Below are 23,352 nucleotides of genomic sequence, written 5' to 3' on the forward strand. Positions count from 1 at the left end.
AATAAAAAGTGTCGATTTCTTCTAAAAATGCAATTCTAAATTCATATTATCAGATCGTAAAAGAATTATGAAGAGAAAAGAAGATAACGTTATGTCGACTCAAACTGGGGCTGATAAGATTGCCGCGACTGGCCCGATCACGATTAACCGAATCCGTTTTGGATTAATTTTTCTTTATTTTGCTTCGATCGCAATCGGATATAAGCTGAGCACGGTTTTTCAAAATTCGATGTATATCGGCGGAACTTCCGTCATGATATTGTATACGGCCTATTCTTTTTATAAAAACCGATTCGGTGGAGTTTCCCCTTTTCTAGGAAGACTATTCATCCTTTTTGACGTGATAGTACTGACATTAGTCATGATAGGCGCAACCTGGGAGGATCCGTTAAAAGCTTCGGTCGTCATCAGACAAATCGTGCTCTTCACAATATATGTAATTTACATAATATACTCGGGGTTATTACTTTCCACTTCCTTTGTCATCTGGACGGGTTTATTGGCCGCGATATCCCAAGTTATAGTTATTTTTAATGCGAAACTTACCGGGGTGGTTTTTACGGAAGATCCGAAAATCGTAAACTTACCGGGTTATGCTCCGGTTTCCGAACAATTCACGAAAATCGCCTTCCTATTGGTAGTCGTATTTATCGTTAGAACTTTAATTTCAATCTTTACGAAATTAAAGACCGCCGAAGAGGAAAAGGCGGCGGCTATCGAAGAATCCAAGGTCGATCTAGAAGAAGGAAAACTTAAAATGACCCAATCTGCTCTTTCCTTAAGGGAGAATTCGAAAAAACTTAGGGATTTCTCGGAGGAACTTTCGGAAGTCGTTACGAATCATGCCGCTTCGTTTGAGGAAATTAGCTCTACGATGGAGGAGTTCCTGGCCCAGACGGAACATTCTGCAGGAACGGTTAAAGATCAATTTTACCGGATAGAGGGGCTATTGGGTGAAAGTAGAAATCTTCATACTTTGATCGATAGAATTTCGGGTCATTCTATAGATTTAAACAAGAATATGGAAATCGTATTGGAGGCCGGAAAGACCGTAAGTAAGTTCGTGGAAGCTTTGCGTATTTCCCTAGATTCGTTGGGAAGTTCATTCCGATCGGTGGGGGAAGTGAATCAGATCATGTCCGATGTGGCCGATAGAACAAATCTACTTTCTTTGAACGCATCCATTGAAGCTGCAAGAGCCGGTGTTGCCGGCAGAGGATTTGCCGTAGTTGCAACGGAAGTATCCAAGCTTGCCGAAAGTAGTTCCGAAAATGCCGATAGAATTTCGAAAATTATTAGTGAAAGCACAAGCCATGTCCAAGAGGGGCAAAGATCGGTTATCACTGCAACGAGCAAAGTCGAAGAGCAAGAGTCTCTATTTCGAAATTTTTTGGAACGATTTGCGCAATTGAACGATTTGCTGAGCGAGCAAAAAACGGTGAATAGCCGCTTCCTTGATAGTTTAAGCGCGCTTAGAAACCTTTCGTCGGAAATTGAGACTGCTTCGAAGGAGCAAGCCTCAGGCTCCGGTGCGATTATGAAGTCGGTTTCAACGCTTCAGTCTTCGATGGATTCATTGCTGACCAAGAGCGAACTTCTTGCTGAAACGATACGAACTTTGGAAAAAGAAGCGGAAACGTTAGCCTCTCAAAATTAATTTACGTTTGAGGAATTTTTTCTCTTTTTCCGAATGAATAGTTTGTTCTGAGACAGATCGATACTACGAATGGGCGCTCCTTGATTTTAATCGGCGATGAACTTAGGCTTCTTTCCGGAAAACTCTTGATTTTTACGTTTAGCGAGTTAGAAACGTTGCTCCATGTTATACTTTGATTCCTGGGCAATTTCCACTCTCATTTGCTGCATATTCACCTTCACCATCTTTGCATTTCTCGCTACTCTCAAGAATAAGGCCAAATATACTGCCGCATTTTCGGTATTATTTCTATGGGTCTTTTTGATCAATTTTGGATTTTTGATTTCGGCTCTTTTTCCTTATCCTGAAGCGGCCTACCATCGACTCTTAACCGGACCCGGCGCAGCATTCGGAACCTTATTCTTGTGTGTCTTCTCATATCTTTATCCTCGAAATGATAGGCCAAAAGAGGCTAAGATTGTCCTGAGCGTAATGATTATTCTGGCGTTGTCCGTCGTCGCTTACTCGTATTATCAAATTTTAACGAGTAGGCCGATCTTCGATTTCCAAGGACAGATCTATACCTATCCGGCTAGCGTAGGCAGTTTGCTCGCTCTCATAATGATCGCCTTTTTATTGATCATGATCGTCATTCAAGTTCGAAAGATCATAACAAGTAAAGCGGAGGAAAAGAAAGCATTAACTCAGATGTCAGTCGCCATGGTGTTAACGTATTTAGTTCCGATCATCTCGAACTTTCTATTAAGAGGAGGATATATTAAATTTCACATATTCCAGCAATTGTATGTCGGATTCATGATACTAGGATATTTTTCTCTGACGATCGTCTTTATAAACAATACCGTAGATAAAACCTCTTTTATGACCAAGATTGTCGGGATAACGGTGGTAACAAGCCTGGTATTCGCACAAGGATTTTCAACGGTCCTGAATTTACGGAATGAATCGTTATTCGATCAGATCAGCCTAAAGGAAGCGCTCTCCTTCGTTTCCACCGGAAGAGCAGAAGGAACCGCGATCGCATATGTGATTTCGATTTCGGAAGGCTCTAAGAAACCCAAGGTTCTATTAGCAAAGGACGGCTATGAGCCGAACCCTAACGCGGCAGCAACGGAAATTGCGAAAATCAAGGCAACGGACGGTTTTCTAAAGAGAATTCCGACCGTAAATGTTCCTAAAACGTCGGAAGGACAGGAACGATATGTTTCGAAACCGGATGATCTATTCTATTCCTATTATATTCAAGACTCGCAACAAGGAAGAATTTTCCAAGTCGTGTTTCCGTACATGCATTATAGAAGCTTTCTAGACGAGACAAATCGGTGGACTGCGATTCTAACATTAGTTTTGGTAATCGTAATTCTTACGCTGTTTCCGATTTTCTTTAATCGAAGTTTGGTAAGACCCTTGAACACTCTCATAAAAGGAGTAGGCGAAGTAAATTTAGGTAATCTTTACGTGAAAATTCCGGTGCTCGTCCAGGACGAAATCGGTTATTTAAGCGATGCCTTTAATAATATGGTTCAAAGCATTCTGGAAGGAAGAACGAAGCTGGAGGAATACGCCGATACATTGGAGGAAAAGGTAGAATTGCGAACGAAAGAAGTCACCGAAAAGATGGAGGAGATTCAATCTTTAAAGGTCCAGCAGGATGGAGATTACTATCTTACTTCACTCTTGAGTCGGCCCTTAATGACGAATTGGAATAAGTCGCAGATCGTAAGTACGAATTTTTACATTGAACAAAAAAAGAAATTCACCTTTAGAAATAAGGAATCCGAGTTGGGTGGAGATATTTGCATTAGCGGCAATTTATTATTCGGAAACGATAAGGATCGTTGGATCGTTTTTATTAACGGCGATGCAATGGGCAAATCCATGCAAGGAGCCGGTGGAGCCATCGTTCTCGGTACCGCGATGAATAATATCATGGCTCGGTCCGCAAGCAAAGGAAGAATTTTGAATACTAGTCCCGAGGAATGGATTACGGACACATATCGCGAACTTGACGATATATTTCGTACTTTCGACGGTGTGATGATGGCATCGGTGATTCTCGGCGTAATTAATGAAAGGACGGGTAAGATGCTCTATTTCAATGCGGAGCATCCGTGGACCGTCTTATATCGGGACGGTAAAGCTTCTTTCTTAGAAAAGGAGTTGACCCTTCGAAAATTGGGTTCTCCTTCCGAGATGAGCTTTAGAATTTTAGAATGTACTCTCTCTGCCGGAGACGTATTATACGTCGGATCGGATGGGCGAGATGACATCAATGTTTCTCACGACGGCAACTCATGGACGATGAACGAGGACGAAACCGTATTTTTGCGATTGGTCGAGACGGCAAAGGGCGACCTGGATGCCGTAGTGAATCAGATTCATAAATTAGGAGCCTTATCCGACGATTTATCTTTGATTCGGATCGGTTACCAAGAGTCGACGGCTTCAGTCGAATCTGAATCGAGGCAATTATACCCGGAATTAGCGATTCGGAAATTTTCGGAAGCAAAAGCTTTGGTTTTACAACATGAGATTTCGACCGCGATAATTCTCTTAGAGGAGGCGATTAAATTAATGCCTTCTTTTAAAGAGGCAGTTCGATTACTCGGCCAAATTTATTATGATAAAAAGGAATATGAAGCGGCTGCTAAATGGTTTAAAATTTATCTCGAGTCCGAATCGGACTCACCGAATATTTGGTTTTTGCTTTCTATTTGCTATAAGCATCTCAAGGAATATCTTCTCGCAGCCGGAGCGGCAGAAAAAGTTCGGTTATCCCAACCGCATCGATTGGCTAATTTGGTTAACTTGAGTGATAGCTACCGGTTGCTGGGTAAGTGGGAGGAAGCACGGACCATATTGGAAACGGCGCTTCTAATAGATAAGGAAAGTCCAGGCGTGCAGAAATTGAATGAGTTGCTTAAATCCAGAGGCTACTGAGGAATTTTAGGTTGTGGAATGGGCCTTTTTGCAATGTGCTGTCAAAAGGACCCTCTAGGGACGCAGGTTCGACTCGTTGTCCTCAGGGCGGAAGCCCATTATGCTCCGGCATGGCGCGATCGCGCGAAGAAGTTCGGAGAATTTCGTCTCATTCGATACAAAACGGGCTTTTTCTAGAGGATCTTAAGGTAGATTCGAGGTACCATAGAATGGCCAATTTATACTACGATCAGGACACTGATATTTCCGTTCTTAAAGGAAAGACAATCGCCGTAATAGGTTACGGAAGTCAAGGGCACGCTCAAGCCCAGAACATGAAAGATTCGGGCCTGAAAGTGATCATCGGACTAAAAGAAGGGTCCAAGTCTAAGAAAGACGCGCAAGAAGCGGGTTTTGAAGTTTATTCAGTTGCTGAAGCCGCAAAAAAAGCGGACATCATTCAAATCCTGGCTCCCGATGAAATTCAAGCCGATATTTATAAAGCCGACATCGAACCTAATCTAAAGAAAGGAGATGCTCTCGTCTTCTCTCACGGATTTAATATTCATTACGAATTTATACAGCCTCCCAAAGATGTAGACGTTTACATGGTTGCTCCAAAAGGCCCGGGACATTTGGTGCGCAGAGTTTATGTCGAAGGCGGCGGCGTTCCTTGCCTAATTGCGGTTAATCAAGATGCGACCGGAGATGCGAAGAAACGCGCATTAGCGCACGCTGCAGGCGTAGGCGGAGGGCGTGCGGGAATTTTGGAAACTTCCTTCAGAGAAGAAACGGAAACCGATTTGTTCGGTGAACAGGTGGTTCTTTGCGGCGGTTTGTCCAATCTGATCATGGCCGGTTTTGAAACTCTAACCGAAGCCGGATACGATCCCGAAATTGCATACTTCGAATGCTTGCATGAAGTTAAGTTGATAACCGACTTGATTTACGAAGGCGGTTTAGCCCGTATGCGCTACTCCATTTCGGGAACCGCCGAATACGGAGATTATGTTTCCGGACCGAGAATTATCGATGCAAGCGTCAAAGCTCGCATGAAAGACGTATTGAACGATATTCAAAAAGATAAAGGCGCTAAATTCGCAAAAGCCTGGATTGCCGAAACTAAAGCTGGATATCCCGAATTCAATAAGATGCGAGAAAAGAACGCAGGTCACCCTATCGAGGCTGTTGGAAAGAAATTACGCAGCATGATGAAGTGGCTCGGAAAATAATTTTTCCCGAATGAACTTAGATGAAAGGCCGGATTTTCCCCGGCCTTTTTTATTTAGGACTGATCCTTTTCCTTTCTCGTATAAATCCAAGCTCCCCAAATAAATAAAAATTGAAACGGTAGGCGAACGACCGTGACCCCTAACTTAGGATTATCCGACTTCCATGCGTCCAAAAACATCTGAATATTTGCGGGATATACCGCTATCAGTAAAAGGATGATTCCCCATGCAGCCGATTTGCGAGTGAGTTTAGGGATTAAGAGTAATCCTAAAAGAATTTCGACGATACCGCTGATAACGATTACTTCCGAATGAAACGGGATATAAGGAGGCATCATTTTTAGATAAAAGGCCGGGTTTATAAAATGAAACGAACCGGCCATAATATAAAAGAATGCCATGATATAGAGAAGAGTCGTTTTCATATTTTAATTCTCGGATTTAGACGGCCGTATTATTTAGAGGTTATATTGAATTTCAAGGGAACGGATTGAATTTGACCCAAGGAAGCGAAAAAATACCTCAAAATAATCTCTTTTATCCGTAATTTTGATAGTATAAAAGGGGGCTATCTAAGGCAAAAAAATAATGACAAACCATTAGTTTTTGCTACTTTGAGACCCACTCAAGCCAGGAGGCTCGGATTGAAATCCTTAATTTCAGTAATTGGAATCTCTCTTTTTCTGTTTTCTACGGATGTATTTGCACAGAGAAGGTTCGGTCTCATTTTCGGCTCTAATTATAAAGGAAATAAGGCGGGCATACCCGAATTAAACCTTTGTGAAGCCGACGCAAAATACCTACATGACGAAATCAAGCGCGTAGGAAAGTTCGATGATATTAGAATTGTCCTAGGAAAAGACGTAACTAAGGATAATATTCAAAAAGAAATCAAAGCGCTAGCTTCCCGCGCAAAATCTAGCGATACTGTATTTCTGTATTTCTCCGGCCATGGAGCGTTTCAGAGGGATGCGAACGCAAAGAACGGAATGCGAAACTATATCATATGTTACGATCGCCCTCATCTAAGCGACGACGAACTGAATGATTATCTCAGCGATGTTAAATCGCCGAAAACGGTTTTCGTTTTTGACTGTTGCTTCTCCGGCGGAATCGCCAAAAAAGGGAGAGCTACTCGAGGCGCTTCACCAGTTCCGATTCCGCAGGGAAGCGATGGAACAGTTCGTCAGGATCCTCAGGATTTTTATTTCCAGGATAAAGCGATCATCTCGTCCGCCGACGATAACCAAACAGCTATCGAAGTCGGCGGGAACATCAACCACGGGATCTTCACTTACACTTTCGGGAAAGCCCTTTCGACTGCCGATCTAAACCAAGATAATGTAGTCACTGCACTAGAGGCTTTTTTCGTTTCGAGAGACGATACTGTTGCGATGGCTAAGAAATTCGATCATGATCAGGTTCCTCAAGTCTCGGGGAATGCGTCCGGTATTTTCCTCGCAGGTGAAAAGAAGCCGGAACCGCCTCCGGCCGTCGAGCCTACGAAGCCGCCGGTAACACCGACTCCGACTCCCGACATTGATCCTCCTAAAGTCGATCCGGTAGTGCCGGTCGTCACTCCGCAAGAGCCTCCGGTTGTTCCGACGAATTTAAAAGGAGATCTCGTAATTAAAACTACGATCATACAAGACAGAGCCTATGGACTTTCCGATCTTCCGCCGGACGTGCGATTATCGACCGGTAAAAAAAGACAGGGGAACCGCGCCGTTAAAGTTTTGATCGATGATAAGGAATACGAAACCAAAATCAGTACTGAGTCATCCGCGTATTGGGGTGCCGTTAAGAAGATGGGTAAATTGGTTTCCGGATCGATTTACACTCTCACTTTGAAAGATCTTCCTGCGGGAGTTCACAAAGTGACTATTCAAGCGGATGATTACCCTGAAGTGCAGAAGACTCAGGCTGTGATTCCAAATAAGAAGAACGAATTGGAAGTAATCGCTTCGATGACGGGGTTTGGGGCGATTCGAGGTAAGGTATTCTACCAGACCTTGGATAATCCGGTTTTGAACCAACCGATTTATATGCCGACGATTTCGAGCGTTTCGGGAATTCAGAAACTCAATACCGACCAAAACGGAAACTTTTGGTTCACGAATCTCAAGCCGGGCGAATATGAAATTAAGGCTTCCTTTGCGGAGGATCTGAATTTAAACAATTCGAATTTAGTCGTTAAAGAAGGCGAGGTAACTGCAGTCGATGTTATTCTAAACGTCAAGCTGCCTTCGACTAAAACCAAATATTGATTTCGGAGACTTTCACTCTATAAATATTGAAACGGCTTCCGAAAGGAAGGCTTTTCAATTATTGGGCAGGCGTTTAATCTTTCTGGAATCGCTGCCACTGCTTGGAATTTATTCTTCGCTTTCGAATTTCGACTAGCTTTTTTAGCTGCTTTGTATCCAATAAGCTACCGGCTTTTAAGCCGTACGCTGGCAAGGCCGTATCGTTGGTTAGATTGGCGAAAGTCTTACCTATTTTGGTAAAGGAACTCCGGAGATCCGGATCCATTTCCGAATACATCATAAATCGCCTCCGTGCGACGAGGATGAAGAAAGAAGGTCCGTTTTTCCATCCTTGGAAAGGAAGCCTTCTCCCAAACTATACTTCGGGGCATTCGCAAAATACTTGAGGTTTTTTTTTCTTGTACGATAAGAAAGTACTAGGTAAAAACGGTTAAAATGCTGATTCGTCTGGAAAATCGAACGGGCCGGAGGTCGGGTAGGTACGTCGTTTACGAGTACGGCACGGATCTATTCGGCTATGTCTACGTGGATAAATTCCGCGGTAAAGACAGGGGCCGAATCGTCTCTAGATGGGTCATGAACGATCTCGGCTCATTGGTTAGGCTACTGGACCACGAATTATATCGTCGAGAATCGGAAAACTACGAGAACGTTTCCGCAGCAATATGAACATTTCCTCTCGGAGGTTTTCCGTCGAACGGAGAATTTCCCGCATCTCTCTCCTTCTCCTGCGTGAAGAAAAAAAATTACGCCTTCTATCTTCGTTAAGACTCCTCGCGTTCGGCGCTTTTCTTACCTGGATTTTCGCCGCTTATATGATTCGGGTTTCTTCGGAAATTTACTATGTTCCATCCCTGTTTTTTCTTTGGGCCTTTTATCGCCTTTTAGCCGCGTATCAGGCGCGAAGGGACAAGTCAAAGCGTCTGGAAGTTTGGCGAGGGTTTCTAGACGATCAGAAAGCGAGATTGTCTCTGAACGCGGATGGTTATCCGAAATTGAAACGGGAGATATACCGGGAAATTTCAATGGAACGGGATCTACCTTCCTGGACCAAAGATTTGGACTTTCTCGGTGAGAAAGGTATTTTTGCCCGGGTCGATACGACTTCCACCATGGCCGGTTACTCCAAATTTCTGGGATACTTTTTAAATCCGGATCTAACGTCGACCGTTCGTGAGAGACAGGCTAGCGTTTCCGCTCTTTCCGAACGGCCCGAAGTATTGCAGAAGATTTTGCGCCAATTCGGATTGTACGAAGCCTCTATCCCGACGGCCGCAGAAGTTAAAGAAGAAGTTCTTCCATCCTACATTCCTTCGATACTACGCTACGATAAAAAAAGACAAGTTCCGGAGGGAGTTTTACCTCCGTCAGGTATATTCAAAGACGAACCGAAAGTATTTTGGAAAAAGGGATTTGAATCTCAAGGAGGCTTGGTTCGTACTATCTTCTCCTTTTGGATCGCATTCGTATGGTTTGCCGTTCTTATCGGGCTTTTTTTCGGGAAAACCTGGGGCTTCGGTTTTTTCCTATTAAACTTGGGTCTCTTCGGAATTTATAGAAATTCCTCCTTAGAGCTGATCTCTCCTTTGGCTCAACAAGCGGAAACATTACCCGAATTAGGGAAGTTATTAAGATACGTTTTACGATCAAAAGTAATGGGGGCTTCCGGACAAAGATTTCTAACGGATTGGACCGATACGGAATTTGTTCGATGCTGGAAAGAACTTCAAAAAATCGCAGACAGAGCTTCATACTCGCAAGCGCCTTTACCGCATAGCGTCCTAAATTTTCTTTTTCTATTCGATCTATGGTTTTGGAAACGCTACGATAAATGGTGGGAAGATTGGGGAAAAAAAATTCTCCCCGCATTCGAAGAACTTTGTGAATTGGATTCCTTACTGCCTCTCGCTAACTTGCAATGGATCGAGCCTACCTTTACTTATCCCGTCATATTAAGAGAATCAGATGGAAGAAAAATAGAAGCGCAGGATTTAGTGCATCCGTTGATTCACGCTGAAAAGAGAATTCCGAATAATTTGGAAGCTGTTGCACCGGGAGATTTATTGCTTTTAACCGGCTCCAATATGTCGGGAAAAACGACCTATTTACGTTCCGTTGGCATATGCGGAATTTTATCCATGGCTGGTGCGCCTGTTCCTGCATCCTTCTTTGCCACTCCGATTTTAAAAGTTCACTCCAGTATCCGCAATGAGGACTCGGTAGATGAAGGGATTTCTTTCTTTTATGCGGAAGTGAGAAGATTGGCAAAAATTTTAACCGAAGTTTCGGATTCAAAATCGGAACATTTGGTTCTATTGGATGAAATCTTAAAAGGAACCAATTCTCGAGAAAGAACTCTAGCCTGTAAAGGGATTCTCAAGCGTCTAAAAAGCTCCGGAGTATTCGGTATCGTGACGACGCATGACCTAGAGTTAGCCAGCTTGAACGGACTTGTATTGCGTCATTTCCGCGAGGAAATTAAAGACGGTAAAATGAGTTTCGATTATCGAATTCGTCCTGGAATCGTTCAATCTAGCAATGCTTTGGAAGTCTTAAAATTAGAAGGATTAGATTTAGATTTCAATTAATGCTTTTTGGAATTTAGTCTACCGACTGCAGCCTAAAAATACCATTATCACGATAGTCACGATTGACCGTCGAATTTCTCTGAAATCGTTTTTGGGTTGCTCCAGCCAATTAGGCTTGATCTCATACTAAATAGTCGATGAAACGTTTGCCTTCGAATCTTAAATTAATAGGTGGTTACGCTCTTTTTTTCGCCATAATTCTGATCTGTTACAAAGCCGCATTTTTGTGGGTTTATTCTTATCGTTTACACGGTGTGGAATTCAAGGATGTTCTCATTGCGTTATTTGTCGGCCTGCGATTCGATCTTTCGGTAATCGGAATTCTCCTAGGAGCATTTGCGGTATTGTCCGCAATTCCCTATTTGAATCGTTACAAGTACTACGTCTTTTTTTGGGGATACACTCCGATTCTCATCAGCGTCTGGATGATTTCGCATTTAATCGCGGACATCATTTATTTTGAAAATGCCAATAAACATATCGGTTACGAAGGATTCGTTTTTATCGGAAAAGATCTGGGAGTGATTCTTAAATCCGCCTTCGAAGATAACCCGACTTTTATCGCCTCTGCCTTGGTTTTATTTTCAATTTTCCTACCGCTATCGACTTATTACTTTTTGAAATATAATCCTTACAGATATGAAGCGGGGAATTGGAAGAAAGAATCGATCCAATTCGGAATTTTATTAGTTATTTCGATAGTAGCAATTCGAGGAGGTATTCAAGAAACTCCTCTGAGAGCTAGTAACGCTATTATTTCCAGTCACGCTTTCGTTAATAATATCGCGTTAAACGGTATTTTTACTTCCATCATGGACTTAAAAAGCCAATCAATCCCGAATTATCTAGCCTTAGATATGGACCAGGCAGTTGCTGTCGTTCAGGCCGAGATTAGTTATCCGGGGACGCAATTTGTCAGTAAAAAATTTCCACTTTTAAGAAAGCAAAACCAGACGAATTTCGGGGCGCCGCCCAATATCGTATTGATTCTTTTAGAGAATTGGACCGGAAAATTCATCAATCCTATCTCCGACGGCAAAATCGCCGGAAAGGAACTTACCCCTAATTTCAATCGACTTTTAAGAGAAGGGAGATTTTACACTCGTTTCTTTGCTTCGGGTGGTAGAACTACAAACGGAATGCTGTCGGTATTAACCGGCATATCCGACAGGCCGGGACTTACGGTAGTAAGAACTCACCAAGTTTTGGGTAATTTTTCCGGAATCGGAAATATCTTTAAGAAACTCGGCTACGATACGTTCTTTGTTACCGGAGGTGATTTAAGCTTTGATAATAAAGCAACGTTAATACCTCATTGGGGATTCGATACTGTCATCGGTGAGAAAGAAATATCCCGAATGAATCGTTTTCAATTGGGGGCGTGGGGATATGATGACGCCGATGTACTGCAAGTTCTGCATGAAAAAATTTCCGCATCGAAAAAACCTTTTCTAGGGGTTTCTCTCACTCTTTCAACCCACTATCCGTATCGACCTCCCGCCGGAAGATTTCGAATTTTCGATTCTTCAGTTCAAGATTTCGAATATCTAAACGTTTATCATTATGCCGATTGGGCAATTCAGGATTTTATTTCCCGTGCGAGAAAATCCGGATACTTTAAGAACACGATTTTCATTTTCGTAGCGGATCATACGCATCATAGATATTTGGATTATTACGAAGATCGTAATATTCCTTTTTTAATATACGCTCCCGACAGAATTCGACCTGGTATCGATGATAAATATGCTTCGCAATTGGATGTTATACCGACTATATTGGGTTTAGTCGGAAAAGAAGCGTATTTTTCCGCTATGGGAAGAGATTTGCTTTCTACCAAGCATTCCGCCTCCGCATACTTCGCTTACGGTAATCTGTTCGGTTGGATAGAGAGTGATCTTTTTTATACGCATTTTGTGGATGGAAATAGAAATCTAAAATATACGGTGAATTCACCTCGCGTTTTTTCCTCGATTTGCGAAACCAAACCTGAAATCTGCGACTCTCATTTTTTGAAAGGAAGAGCATTCTTAAATTTGGGACACGAACTGTTAAATCAAAATTTGATTTTCCCATCCGAGGAGCAACTCAAGAAGCGGACGTTTTAAAAAAGGGCTATTTACCTTTGGGCTTTTTCGAAGAATCCTCGTCGGATCCGCCGAATAGACCGTTAACCCCGTCCCACAAGTCGCGAACGTATTCTCCGATTACGGAACCGGCGACGCCTCCGCCATAAGGACCGCCTAACGGTAGAAGATAAGGTCCTAATAAGATGGAACCTGCATAGACCGAACCCAACCAAATTGGATCGATATAAGGAATTCCTTTTCCAAAAATTCCTTTATAGAGAATGGGTATTTTCGCGGCCTGTCCGACTACCTTACCGCCTAAGCGAAGGTACAGGATCATATCGATTCGTTTATCAAATCCCAAATTTCCGTTTCCATCGACTTCCATTCCGCTTCCTTCGATAGATAGGTTAGGAAAGAAAAGTTTGTTATTCCTGACTCTTAAATCGGACTTCAAATCGGAAAACTGGAATTTTCTTCCATCGACTCCTTTAAAACTGATGATTTTTCCGAGCGTATTAAGCACAGGAATCATGAAATTCGCGTATCCGATTAACTCTCCGTTTCTAATTTCCAAATTTCCCGAGCCGGTCATATTTGCGAAAAGTTCGGTAAGAGTGTCTTTAGATCGATCGCGAATGGAGGTTTCGAGAAAAAATCTACTATAAAGTTCTCCGCTGATAATTTTTTCGGAAAGATAGGGTAATAAGATTCTGTCTGATTGGAGTCGAAACGCTTCGCCTTCAACTTCGATCTTAGGGATAAACGGAAATATTTTGGCCTTACCGACAATTTCACCGTTATATATAAATGCGTGAAAGCTAGGTATGGCTATCATAGGATAAACGTATTTGGCTTCTCCCTTAACGGATAAAAACCTATGTTTGAATGCAAAGAGATTATTCAAATCTGCGTTAAAATAAAAAATTCCGGGCGGGGATTTTGGATCGAATAAATCGTCGCGAACTTGAAATAATTTGCAAAGCTTTATAAGATTATGATAATCCGCGTAATCGCTATGTAAATCGAATTGGCCGACCGTTCGATTTTTCCAATTTACGCTACCTGTTCCGGTAACTTTTGCCACTCCTTCCCATAATCCATCCACGAAAGATAAGGAAATTTTGCGTCCGAATGGATCTAGATCGAAATCTACATCGGCCTTAATTTTTCCGAAAGGGGCGCCTCCTTTGTACGCCAGATCCTTCACTAATGATCGAACTTTAAAACGGATGGAAGAGTTCTCGTCTTTAGAAGCTTCGATTCTTCCTGTGATCGTTGTTTTTGAAAAATCCGCCGAAGGAAAAATAAAGAACAAATCTCTGAGTAGAGACAGGGAAAGTTCTTCTAAATTTAATACGACCTGGAATTGAAGTTTATCCCAGTCGGTCGCCGATTTCTGGAGTGCGGCCGTTATTTGTAAATCGATAGGTTGTTCATCGATCTTTCCTTTGAATAGAAACTGTAACTCGTTTCCGTAAAAGGAAACGGAGCTTCTCGATTTATAAAAGTAAACTTTGTATTCTCGATTATGCGAATCTTCTTTGTATTCCAGGGTAAAATTATTTATTTCTACGTTCTTTAACCCGATTCCGACAAAATTCTTTGCGGATAGGCCTAAGTTTGTCGTCAGATTTTCGGGGATAAGTTTTACGCTAGATCGTTGATCCTGATTTTGATCCCCCTCTTTCAAATATTCTAGTAAGTCGAAAGAACCGTCTTTTCGTCTTTCTAAAAAAAGGGAACCGCCTTCGACCGAAATATCCCTTAATTCTATCACACCACGGAGTAAACCGAACCAGGAAATATCCAAATCGATTCGATTACTGACGGCTAAAAGTACATTGTTCTTTTTTATGGAAACTTGATTTAGCTCTATACCTGGAAACGGAAAAACTATTAAATCTGAACCTGCGACTTGGATATCTAATCCGGTGGCCTGACTGATTTGATTTAATAAAAATTCCTTATAAAACTCTTTTCTCTGTAAAAAGGGAAAGTAAACTAGAACTAAAAATAAAATTACTACAAGCGAGAAGCCGAAAAGAATCCTTATTCGTTTCTTTTCAAGATAATCGGAAACGACATCCCAGGAGCGCATCTCATTTCTCCAACGGAAAATGACATAGGGCTTTATGATCCTGTGCAATCGTTTTCCATTCCGGAGTTTGTTCGCCGCAAACCGGTTGAGCAATAGGGCACCGAGTATGAAAATGGCAACCTTTCGGTTTATTAAGGATACTTGGGACTTCGCCTTTTAGAGGAATTTTCTTCGCTTTCCTATTTTCGATATCGAAGATTGATCCGAACAACGCTCTCGTATATGGATGCGAGGGGACGTCGAAAACCTTGTTCGTCGGCCCGGTTTCGACAATGCGGCCCAAATACATTACCGCAATTCGATCCGATATTGCCCGAACGATTCCAAGATCGTGCGAGATAAATAAGTAGGATAATCCAAAATCCTTTTTTAGCTCCTGAAGAAGCAACAGCACCTGTGCTTGCGTCGAAACATCCAGCGCAGAAACCGCTTCGTCTAGAACGATAAATTCAGGCCTTAAAACGAGCGCCCGTGCGATGGCAATTCTCTGTCTCTGCCCGCCCGAAAATTCATGCGGATATCTGTACAAAATATCCGTGGGCAGCCCAACATTCTCTAGAATCGTTCGAGCCGCTTCTTCGACTGATTGGTCGCTTCTTTTTTCATGCAGAAGCAATCCTTCAGTTAATATTTCCTTAATGTTCATTCTCGGGTTGAGAGAGGAATAGGGATCTTGGAATACGATTTGAATCTTTTTTCGAAAGGGCAAGAATTCCTTTTCCGACAAAGTAAGAATGTCTTTGTCTCTATAGGAAATTGTCCCCTCATCCGGTTTTAATAACCTGAGTATCGCTCGACCGAGAGTTGATTTTCCGCAGCCCGACTCCCCCACTAATCCGAGAGTTTCTCCGTCCAAGAGAAAGAGGCTAACATTTTCGACCGCTAGTAATTTAGCCTTCTTTCTTCCGAAAAAAGTCTCTTTCCCGAAACCTACCGTTAAATCGTGTATTTCTAATAAAGGATTCATATCTTTGCTCCTTTATCGGAAACGAGAAAACAAGAAGATAGATGTTCGGGACGGTTCGTTGAATAAAGTTCAGGTTTTGATTCGCGGCATCGTTGAAAGGCCGAGCGGCAGCGGTTTTGGTAAAGACAGCCTGGAGGATAGGAACCTGGCGAAGGAACTCGTCCTTCGATCGTTTTAAAAGCGCCTGTAGTTACAAATCGAGATGGTAACGAATTTAATAAATCCTGAGTATACGGATGCGCAGGAAATTCAATGACCGAATCGGTTTCGCCGATTTCGGATACGTTACCTGCATACAATACGCAAATCTTGTCCGCGATATGACTTACCAATCCAAAGTCGTGAGATATGAATAGCACGGAAAGGCCGAACTCTCCCTTCAATTTCAGCAATAATTCAACAAGCTGTGCCTGAACCGTGACATCGAGTGCGGATGTAGGTTCGTCTGCGATAAGTAGTTTAGGATCGCACATCAAAGCCATCGCTATACTTACTCTTTGTAAGATTCCACCGCTAAGCTGATGTGGATACGATTCCATTCTCATTTTGATGTCCGTGATTCCGACAGAAGAAAGTAAATATTCGGCTTTTTGCTCCGCTTCTTTTTTGGAACCTATCGAATGAATTATATAACCCTCGGTCATTTGATCTTTTATCTTCTGCAAGGGATCCAAAGAAGAGAAGGGTTCTTGAAACACGTACGCTATGTCCTTACCCCGAATTTTCTCGAGTTTCTTAGACGGAAGTGTCAATAGATCCCGGCCTTCAAACAGGATCTCTCCTCCGGCTACTCGAAATAGATCTACAGGTAGAAGTTTCGTCAGCGCTAAAGAGCAGATCGATTTTCCGCAGCCGGATTCTCCTACGAGTGCGAGAACTTTTCCTTTTTCCAGTTGAAAGGAAAGATTCTGCAATAAAGGAACATAGCCGATTGGCGTTCTAAGATCTAAACTTAAGTTAGAAACGGATAGAATGATATCGTTCGAGTTCATTCGTATTTCGTCCTTTCCTTGGCATCGAAGGAATCTCTAAGACCTTCACCGACAAAGGAAGTAAGCAAAATCGTTAACGCGAGTGCAAGTGACGGAAAGGTAATTAGCCACCAGGCACGTAGGTTTTCTCTACCTTGTCCTATCATTTCTCCCCAGGAAGGGTTCGGTGCGGGAATTCCGTATCCGAGGAAGTCTAATGCGCTTAAGATGCCTACCGCTCCGATCAGAGTGAAGGGTAAAAATGTGACAAGGGGGGTAATCGCGTTCGGAAGAATATGGTTTTTCATAATTTTCCACGAACTTGCTCCTAAGGCACGTGCCGCATCGACGTATGTCTGCGTTTTAAGTTTGTAAAATTCACCGCGCATATAGGCGCTAATTCCGATCCAACTCAACGCAGCGTAGGTGATCAACAGTACTAGAAACCCTCGTCCGAAAAACGATCCCATGATTAAGATTAGATAAAGGAATGGAATCGCGGATAAGATTTCTATGATTCTTTGGAGAATAATATCGGTTCTCTTTCCGAAATATCCTTGGATTCCGCCGATTATGGTTCCTAAAAGAAGTTCCATTACTACCAGCACTAGCCCGAAGCTCATTGAATTTCTATAGGCGTAGAATATTCTCGTAAAGACGTCTCGACCTCGATCATCTGTTCCTAACCAATGCTTTCTTCCTGGCGAAGAAGGGGGCGAGTCGTCGATTTCTAAATTTTCGAGATTATCTTCGTTATAGCCGTATGGAACTGGCGGAAACAAAATCCAGTTCTTGTTTTGTTCGAAAGTTTCGCTCTTTGCCAGCTTCTTATAATTAGGAGCGGTTAAATTACTTCCTCCGAATGTCTGATCCGTATAAAATTCAAAAATTGGAAAATAAATTTTTCCCGAATATGATACGATCCAGGGTTGATTATTAGCTAACAAGGGAGCAAATAAAGAAAGTCCATAGGATACTAAGAGAATCCAAAAAGATATCCACGCGCGCGGATTGGCTTTGAATTTCTGAAATCGTCTTTGTAAAAGGGAGCTCATGCTTCGAAATTGATCCTTGGATCGATCCAAATATAACAGATGTCGGAAAGAATATTGCCGAATAACGCGAGTAAACTTTGGATTAGTAACAACCCCATCATCAAATCAGTGTCTCTTTCCGTAACTGCCTGAAAACTCAGGAGCCCCATTCCATCTATGTTAAATACTAGCTCTATAATCAAGGATCCGGCCAAGACTAAACTGATATTCGATCCGAAACCGGTAGCGATCGGAATCAAACTGTTTCGAAAGGCGTGCCTAAATACCGCATCTTTAAAGGACATTCCTTTAGCGATCGCCGTCCGTACATATTCTTTCGAGATTTGATCCAGTAGCGAGTTTTTCATTAATAAGGTTAGAACTGCGAATGATCCTGAAACATAACAAAGAACCGGAAGAAACATATGTTCCAATCGATCTTGAATTCGTTCAAAAAATCCCAAAGATTCGTATTCGTCCGAAACTTCATGACCTAACGGAAACCAGGAAAAAACCTCGCCCGAGGCGAACACGTAAAGTAAAAGCATGGCTAGCGCAAAAACCGGAATCGAATATGCTAATAAAATTAAGATGCTTGTTCCAGCATCAAATGCTTCTCCGCTACGAAGCGCTTTCGCGATTCCTAAAGGGATACAAATCATGTAGGATAGAAAGAAACCTGAAAGGCCGAAGGTAAGAGACACGGGAATTTTCTCGGAAATAAGTTCCGAAACGGGCCTCGAGTGTAGCCGTGACTCTCCGAGGTTGAGGCTGATAATATCTTTTAACCAGAAAAAATAGGCTATCGGAATCGGTTTGTCCAAGTGAAGACGCCTTTTTAGGATGTCGACTTCTTCCTGACTAATCTGGTTTGCTTGCGCTCCCTGCAGGCTGGCGTAGCCTCTAATTTTAGCGATTTCCGTTTCAAGAGGTCCACCGGGTGCGAGGTGAGAAAGAATAAAGACGAGAAAGGTTATCCCTAATAAAGTTGGGAGAATTAAAAAAAGTCTTTTTAGAAAATAATTTCCCATACTGGTCATCTAGATGAGTTAACAATCTTATCTTCAAGCATCGAACTATTTTTCTAAAATAGTCCCTTGGAATAAAGATTTTTTCGACCGGTTTTCGTTACTTTCGTTACTTCCGCTGTCCACCTTTCAATTCGAGGTAGCCCTTGCCTGATACCGGCTTCCCATCCTTAAAACCTTTTACGCTGATTCCGCCTTCCCAATAAATCAGGCCGGACGTTTCTCTCGCATCGAATTCTTGGTCTTCAAATTTGGGGTTTATTTCCAGAGCGAGTTGATCGGATTCGAGGGTCCATTCTAAAGCGTATGGAATTCCTGTTTTAGGACTTTTCCAGGTTTTGTTTTTGGGTTGGAATCGAAGATCGCCTTCTTTTTCGAGCGAACGAATTTTCCCATCCCGATTTCTGACAGTTCCGAAGGTTTCGGAAGTTTCGCCGGACTTACCGCGAAAATTAAACGCCATGATATCGGACCCGTCATCGAGTTGTATGCAGATCCAATCCCATGCATTTTCCCTGGACGTAAGATTACTCGTGTTGACTGCTCCTTCAGGGCTACTCCATTCGTGATCCATCCAACTGCTTCCGGACTTCACGACGTATTCTTTGCCGTCCAAATACAGAGTCCCCTTGGTATCCAGGCGAGGAATGCTATAATAGTACGAATAAAATTCCGGGTGGACTCGGCTCTTAATCGATTTTCCTTTATTTCCATGAAGAAGAATTCCTTCAGGCTTTCCCTTCAATTCTAGTTCGATTCCGAATCCTGATTCTTGACGAGGGAAAGCAGTGATTCGAAATTCGGCCGGCCCGAGGATTTCCATTCGATAATCACCGCTCCAAATGGAACGCTTATCCTGTCCGGCTAAATTCCCCAGTTCCCGTTCTAAACTTTGCGCGGTTTTATGAATTTTTTCGTTTATATCGGAAATCGCAAAATGGACAGGAAATACGGAAACCTTTGGTCCGAAAAATGCGCGAAAGAAGCTAAGCTCATACCCCAATTCTTTTCCGGTTTCCGTACTTAGAATACCGACAAAATAACACCATTCAACGCGAAAGCCGTTGTGAAAAAAATGATCTTGAGGGAATTTGAACTGTTTTCCGCCATCGGTTCTTTCTTGCAGAGTTTTATTCGGAGCGAAGGCGATCGTGTTTTCCGCATTCGAAGAAAGGGCGAAGAATAAGATTGTTATTAGTAATGCGAATCGTATTCGAATGATAATCCCGTTACGTCTCTTCCAGGAAAGCGTTTGAATACCGCACTTTTTATTTCCGTTAAACATCTCTATTGTCCACTTCCGCATTTTTAGTTTCGGAATTAACGGAAACTTGCAATACGGGTAAAATCCACGCTATCGTAAAAATACTTTTAACGGCCCGCTTTTGATCTTTTAATTAAAAAGTAATAAAATTTTCGTTCGAATTCAAGCGTATATTTGGCCGGACTAAGCGTTCAAATTCTACTTGTTCGGGCGGTTCCGACCTACTCAATTGGTCTATGTCTAAGAACGTACCGAGAAGCGAGCGAAAAAAGGTTAGAAAATTCCTTCAATATGCTTTTGCCAGATTGCTCGTCGGATCCCTTTCTTTTTTTCCGTATAAGCTCCGCGGCAAGCTTTTATTCTCGGTAGTTCTGTTGTTGGGAAAAGCTACCGGTTCCGCGAAAAATCGAATCGAACGACATATTCGAATGGCGTTTCCCGCAAAGACAGACTTGGAAGTGCGGACATTGATTACCCATAACTTGCGAAATCTTGCAAATATGGCCAATGAATTTTGCGAAGAACCCCGCATGAACAGTGAGTTTCTAAAGGAATGGGTAACGCTTTTACCTGACCCGGAAACTCATGCCCGTCTTTTTGCTAAAGGAGGCATCCTGGTTTTGGGACATCTTGGAAATTGGGAAACGATGGGAGTCTCCGCCTGCTATTCCGCTCCTAAAAACGACCTTTACGTTTTTGCTAAACGACAAAGTAACCCTTGGTCGAACGCTTGGATTGAACGCAATCGTGCTACTCAAGGAATCAAACTCGTGTACACGGATGAAAGTCCGCGAAAAGCATTAAGCCTTCTTAAACAAGGAAAATTAGTCGCATTTATTTCCGACCAAGATGCGGGAAAGAACGGAACTTTCTTTCCATTTTTAGGAAAGTTCGCTTCTACTTTTCTTGGACCTGCGACGTTCGCAAGAATGACCGATGCTCCGATTCTATTTTGCAGTAGTTGGTACGACGACGCAGGTAAATTATACTTTTATGTTGAAGAATTTCAACGACCGCAATCCGATCCAAGGAAAGATCCTGAAAAATGGGAAAGAGAGTTCACTTATAAGTGGGTTAAACGTCTTGAAGCGGAAGTTAACGAACACCCGGCCGATTATTTTTGGTTGCACAGGCGCTGGCATACGAAACCTGAAAACGAGAGAGAGCTAAAACTTTTTTGGGATGCCTTTCAACTTCCATTCCAGAGCTAAACCGAATCGGCTACTTTGTGTTATTCGAAGGAAACGGTTTCATTGCGAGAATTCCCTGAGTCGATTCGGTTGGAATTCGTAGGGCGAATCCCGATCGATTCATAGAGGTCGCGGCAGAGTCCGCATTCTTGCATTTCCTTTCTGTATTTCTCTTTTTCCGTTTCGGTAAGCTTCGGCCAAAGGTCTTGTAGTTCGTTCGGGTCCTTGGATAAATCATATAATTTCTCCTTCGGCGGAATCGTATTTAGATTCATTAGATAATGCAGATTGCCTTTTAAATAACTGATCCCGACTTTATAAAGCGATATCTCGTTATTATTCGTTACGATGATTTTTCTTTCAGCATCCAGATCTCTAAAAAGCGATTTTCCTTCCAGCTTTGAAAGATAACTTTTTACGTCCGGTTTTTCCTTCAAGTCTAGAACATCCAGCAAGGTGGGAATGATATCCGTATTCGCGACAATACGGGTAGTGTTTCGTTCTAAAGCGTCAGTTCGGATACCGTTCCTAATAAGGGTCGGAGGGAGCGAAATTATCATAGGAATTGCAATCGTTTCGATATGATTGCTATCGATGTGGCCCAGGTATTCGTGTTCGAATAACGATTCTCCATGATCGGATGTGAATATAACTAAAGTGTTTTCCGTTAGGCCCTCCGCATTCATAAATTCGTAAACTTCTTTCAGCAAATTATCCATATGGTGAACGGAGTTATCGTACTGATCGGGAACGGTATTGACAGGAAATACTTTTTCTTCTTCGGGAACTATATAAGGGAAATGATTCGTATTGAAATGAAGGACTCCTGCAAATTTCTCATTTTTATTTTTTAAGAATTTAACGTACTGTTTAAATTCGCGAACGGTTTTGCGGTCATCGATCCCAATATCGTTAAATACTCCCGATCCGCTAGCTTCTTTGTCCCAAATTTTATCGATGCTTGAGTTCCGGAAAAAGCCTTTGAAATTATTCCACTGCAGATCGTGACTAGTGATGTAGAACGTGGAATAGTTAGCGACCTTTGCATACTCCCAAAAAAGGGGAAAATTATGAGTCATCGGTACGGGCTGAGCAGGAGATACTCCCGAGAGTATGCTTGGGAAAGAAAGTAAGGTCGAACTTGAGTTCGAGAAAGCTTGTTTGAAAACGAACGTCGCATTTTTCACGTTTCGAGCTAGGAACGGAGTAGTGTCTTTTTTATAACCGTAAAGACTCATATTATTTTTACGTAAACTCTCTGCGACGATTAGGAGAACATTGAACTTAGGTTTTAAACTTATTTTCGAGAGCTTAGGCTTATTTCTAGACTGAAGACCGGCGGAACCCAAGCTATCCCCGGTCAATCGATTATAAACGTTTCTCCATACGAATGCGATCGTATTCGTATCGGAAACGTACACTTGATCGTTGAAGCGGGTATTGTTATGGAGAAATCCCGTAAGAATTAAAAAGCATAAAACCGAGGCCAAACGCAAAACTTTTCTGAACTTGTATTTGGGTGATTGAACTTTCGTTGAAAGATAAAGAAGCGATCCGATCAGAACGAATAGAAGACATGATAGAACGACTAATCTACCGGTTAAACCTCCCCAAAAAATCGTCCAACTATTCAAAGGCTCCTGGAACAGGAACGAAAAGACGAAAAAATTAGGCATGATTCCGGTATATGCATAATACCCGTAAGAGCCGGCCATACATGCGGTATAGAAAAATGCTGTCAGTAAAAGTAAGATCCAATAAAAACCTTTCTTCCCGTTAAAATAAAGAGAACGAAGTCCGATGATAAGAGCTGAATAGAGTAAGAGGGAGTATATAAATGAAAGTAGATAGAAGGACCATTGCAGAATCCTAAAGCCCGGAAACACTTCGTCTCGGATAATTAGATCCGATACTAGCAAGATTACCGGAATCGCGATTAAAACCGCTTTCTTTCCCGCGATCGACAGAGTATTATTTATTTTGAATCCCATCGTAGAACCAAGGTTTTTCCAGTGAATGTAAGTCGTCAATTACATAGATTGGAATTAACGGTCACTCGGAATCG

General features: G+C 42.3%; 17 protein-coding genes. 8 read left to right on the plus strand and 9 right to left on the minus strand.

The features are described 5' to 3' along the window. Window positions 1-91: 91 nt before the first annotated feature. The 3 genes from LEP1GSC058_RS14490 to ilvC all read left to right on the plus strand — a co-directional run bounded on the left by LEP1GSC058_RS14490 (window position 92) and on the right by ilvC (window position 5,808). Window positions 92-1,657 carry a methyl-accepting chemotaxis protein gene (locus LEP1GSC058_RS14490; RefSeq protein WP_016550716.1) on the plus strand — a complete coding sequence of 522 codons (1,566 nt, stop codon included), beginning with the start codon at window positions 92-94 and terminating at the stop codon, window positions 1,655-1,657. Between the two features lie 162 nt (window positions 1,658-1,819). After that, window positions 1,820-4,597 carry a SpoIIE family protein phosphatase gene (locus LEP1GSC058_RS14495; RefSeq protein ID WP_016549567.1) on the plus strand — a complete coding sequence of 926 codons (2,778 nt, stop codon included), beginning with the start codon at window positions 1,820-1,822 and terminating at the stop codon, window positions 4,595-4,597. Between the two features lie 209 nt (window positions 4,598-4,806). Then, a complete protein-coding gene (gene ilvC, locus LEP1GSC058_RS14500) occupies window positions 4,807-5,808 on the plus strand; it encodes a ketol-acid reductoisomerase (protein WP_016549767.1) in 1,002 nt (333 codons plus the stop codon). Window positions 5,809-5,861: 53 nt separating this feature from the next. On the opposite strand, the gene LEP1GSC058_RS14505 is transcribed toward ilvC, so the two are convergent. Beyond that, window positions 5,862-6,233 (minus strand): DoxX family protein, encoded by a 372-nt coding sequence (locus LEP1GSC058_RS14505; RefSeq protein ID WP_016550592.1) that lies wholly within the window; start codon window positions 6,231-6,233, stop codon window positions 5,862-5,864. Between the two features lie 219 nt (window positions 6,234-6,452). Here LEP1GSC058_RS14505 and LEP1GSC058_RS14510 point away from each other — a divergent pair, with 219 nt between their 5' ends. Further along, on the plus strand, window positions 6,453-8,075 hold the full coding sequence (locus tag LEP1GSC058_RS14510; protein WP_016549700.1) for a caspase family protein: 1,623 nt from the start codon (window positions 6,453-6,455) through the stop codon (window positions 8,073-8,075). Between the two features lie 73 nt (window positions 8,076-8,148). Here the strand turns inward: LEP1GSC058_RS14510 and LEP1GSC058_RS14515 are convergent, their stop codons facing one another. Continuing rightward, window positions 8,149-8,355 carry a hypothetical protein gene (locus LEP1GSC058_RS14515; protein ID WP_039948412.1) on the minus strand — a complete coding sequence of 69 codons (207 nt, stop codon included), beginning with the start codon at window positions 8,353-8,355 and terminating at the stop codon, window positions 8,149-8,151. A 155-nt stretch (window positions 8,356-8,510) separates the two neighbouring features. On the opposite strand from LEP1GSC058_RS14515, the gene LEP1GSC058_RS14520 reads away from it, so the two are divergent. From LEP1GSC058_RS14520 to LEP1GSC058_RS14530, 3 genes are all read left to right on the plus strand, one after another. Next, entirely contained in the window at window positions 8,511-8,744 is a 234-nt protein-coding gene (locus LEP1GSC058_RS14520) for a hypothetical protein (RefSeq protein WP_016549513.1), read from the plus strand. Continuing rightward, entirely contained in the window at window positions 8,741-10,663 is a 1,923-nt protein-coding gene (locus tag LEP1GSC058_RS14525) for a MutS-related protein (protein ID WP_016550227.1), read from the plus strand. Before LEP1GSC058_RS14520 ends, LEP1GSC058_RS14525 begins: the two co-directional genes overlap by 4 nt. Before the next feature lie 137 nt (window positions 10,664-10,800). Continuing rightward, entirely contained in the window at window positions 10,801-12,771 is a 1,971-nt protein-coding gene (locus LEP1GSC058_RS14530; protein ID WP_016549678.1) for an LTA synthase family protein, read from the plus strand. 7 nt (window positions 12,772-12,778) lie between these two features. Here LEP1GSC058_RS14530 and LEP1GSC058_RS14535 read toward each other — a convergent pair whose 3' ends face one another. The 6 genes from LEP1GSC058_RS14535 to LEP1GSC058_RS14560 all read right to left on the minus strand — a co-directional run bounded on the left by LEP1GSC058_RS14535 (window position 12,779) and on the right by LEP1GSC058_RS14560 (window position 20,118). Continuing rightward, window positions 12,779-14,833 (minus strand): AsmA family protein, encoded by a 2,055-nt coding sequence (locus LEP1GSC058_RS14535; protein ID WP_016550462.1) that lies wholly within the window; start codon window positions 14,831-14,833, stop codon window positions 12,779-12,781. A 1-nt stretch (window position 14,834) separates the two neighbouring features. Beyond that, window positions 14,835-15,800 carry an ABC transporter ATP-binding protein gene (locus LEP1GSC058_RS14540; RefSeq protein WP_016549623.1) on the minus strand — a complete coding sequence of 322 codons (966 nt, stop codon included), beginning with the start codon at window positions 15,798-15,800 and terminating at the stop codon, window positions 14,835-14,837. Then, complete coding sequence (locus tag LEP1GSC058_RS14545) at window positions 15,797-16,792, minus strand: ABC transporter ATP-binding protein (RefSeq protein ID WP_016550390.1); 996 nt, start codon at window positions 16,790-16,792, stop codon at window positions 15,797-15,799. The genes LEP1GSC058_RS14540 and LEP1GSC058_RS14545 overlap by 4 nt, the downstream gene beginning before the upstream one ends. Further along, window positions 16,789-17,826 (minus strand): ABC transporter permease subunit, encoded by a 1,038-nt coding sequence (locus LEP1GSC058_RS14550; protein WP_016550074.1) that lies wholly within the window; start codon window positions 17,824-17,826, stop codon window positions 16,789-16,791. The genes LEP1GSC058_RS14545 and LEP1GSC058_RS14550 overlap by 4 nt, the downstream gene beginning before the upstream one ends. Next, complete coding sequence (locus tag LEP1GSC058_RS14555; RefSeq protein WP_016550661.1) at window positions 17,823-18,836, minus strand: ABC transporter permease subunit; 1,014 nt, start codon at window positions 18,834-18,836, stop codon at window positions 17,823-17,825. The genes LEP1GSC058_RS14550 and LEP1GSC058_RS14555 overlap by 4 nt, the downstream gene beginning before the upstream one ends. 106 nt (window positions 18,837-18,942) lie before the next feature. Continuing rightward, window positions 18,943-20,118 carry a lipocalin-like domain-containing protein gene (locus LEP1GSC058_RS14560; protein WP_016549543.1) on the minus strand — a complete coding sequence of 392 codons (1,176 nt, stop codon included), beginning with the start codon at window positions 20,116-20,118 and terminating at the stop codon, window positions 18,943-18,945. A gap of 215 nt (window positions 20,119-20,333) precedes the next feature. On the opposite strand from LEP1GSC058_RS14560, the gene LEP1GSC058_RS14565 reads away from it, so the two are divergent. Next, entirely contained in the window at window positions 20,334-21,308 is a 975-nt protein-coding gene (locus tag LEP1GSC058_RS14565) for a lysophospholipid acyltransferase family protein (RefSeq protein ID WP_016550351.1), read from the plus strand. A gap of 20 nt (window positions 21,309-21,328) precedes the next feature. Here the strand turns inward: LEP1GSC058_RS14565 and LEP1GSC058_RS14570 are convergent, their stop codons facing one another. Beyond that, window positions 21,329-23,278 carry a sulfatase-like hydrolase/transferase gene (locus LEP1GSC058_RS14570; RefSeq protein WP_016550990.1) on the minus strand — a complete coding sequence of 650 codons (1,950 nt, stop codon included), beginning with the start codon at window positions 23,276-23,278 and terminating at the stop codon, window positions 21,329-21,331. Window positions 23,279-23,352 lie beyond the last annotated feature (74 nt).

The organism is Leptospira fainei serovar Hurstbridge str. BUT 6, from assembly GCF_000306235.2.
GTDB classification, from domain to species: domain Bacteria; phylum Spirochaetota; class Leptospiria; order Leptospirales; family Leptospiraceae; genus Leptospira_B; species Leptospira_B fainei.

Coding starts and splice junctions, on each gene's coding strand:
- LEP1GSC058_RS14490 (WP_016550716.1), top strand. CDS start 92: ATGTCGACTCAAACTGGGGCTGATAAGATTGCCGCGACTGGCCCGATC.
- LEP1GSC058_RS14495 (WP_016549567.1), top strand. CDS start 1,820: ATGTTATACTTTGATTCCTGGGCAATTTCCACTCTCATTTGCTGCATA.
- ilvC (WP_016549767.1), top strand. CDS start 4,807: ATGGCCAATTTATACTACGATCAGGACACTGATATTTCCGTTCTTAAA.
- LEP1GSC058_RS14505 (WP_016550592.1), bottom strand. CDS start 6,233: ATGAAAACGACTCTTCTCTATATCATGGCATTCTTTTATATTATGGCC.
- LEP1GSC058_RS14515 (WP_039948412.1), bottom strand. CDS start 8,355: ATGATGTATTCGGAAATGGATCCGGATCTCCGGAGTTCCTTTACCAAA.
- LEP1GSC058_RS14520 (WP_016549513.1), top strand. CDS start 8,511: ATGCTGATTCGTCTGGAAAATCGAACGGGCCGGAGGTCGGGTAGGTAC.
- LEP1GSC058_RS14525 (WP_016550227.1), top strand. CDS start 8,741: ATGAACATTTCCTCTCGGAGGTTTTCCGTCGAACGGAGAATTTCCCGC.
- LEP1GSC058_RS14530 (WP_016549678.1), top strand. CDS start 10,801: ATGAAACGTTTGCCTTCGAATCTTAAATTAATAGGTGGTTACGCTCTT.
- LEP1GSC058_RS14535 (WP_016550462.1), bottom strand. CDS start 14,833: ATGCGCTCCTGGGATGTCGTTTCCGATTATCTTGAAAAGAAACGAATA.
- LEP1GSC058_RS14540 (WP_016549623.1), bottom strand. CDS start 15,800: ATGAATCCTTTATTAGAAATACACGATTTAACGGTAGGTTTCGGGAAA.
- LEP1GSC058_RS14545 (WP_016550390.1), bottom strand. CDS start 16,792: ATGAACTCGAACGATATCATTCTATCCGTTTCTAACTTAAGTTTAGAT.
- LEP1GSC058_RS14550 (WP_016550074.1), bottom strand. CDS start 17,826: ATGAGCTCCCTTTTACAAAGACGATTTCAGAAATTCAAAGCCAATCCG.
- LEP1GSC058_RS14555 (WP_016550661.1), bottom strand. CDS start 18,836: ATGGGAAATTATTTTCTAAAAAGACTTTTTTTAATTCTCCCAACTTTA.
- LEP1GSC058_RS14560 (WP_016549543.1), bottom strand. CDS start 20,118: ATGTTTAACGGAAATAAAAAGTGCGGTATTCAAACGCTTTCCTGGAAG.
- LEP1GSC058_RS14565 (WP_016550351.1), top strand. CDS start 20,334: ATGTCTAAGAACGTACCGAGAAGCGAGCGAAAAAAGGTTAGAAAATTC.
- LEP1GSC058_RS14570 (WP_016550990.1), bottom strand. CDS start 23,278: ATGGGATTCAAAATAAATAATACTCTGTCGATCGCGGGAAAGAAAGCG.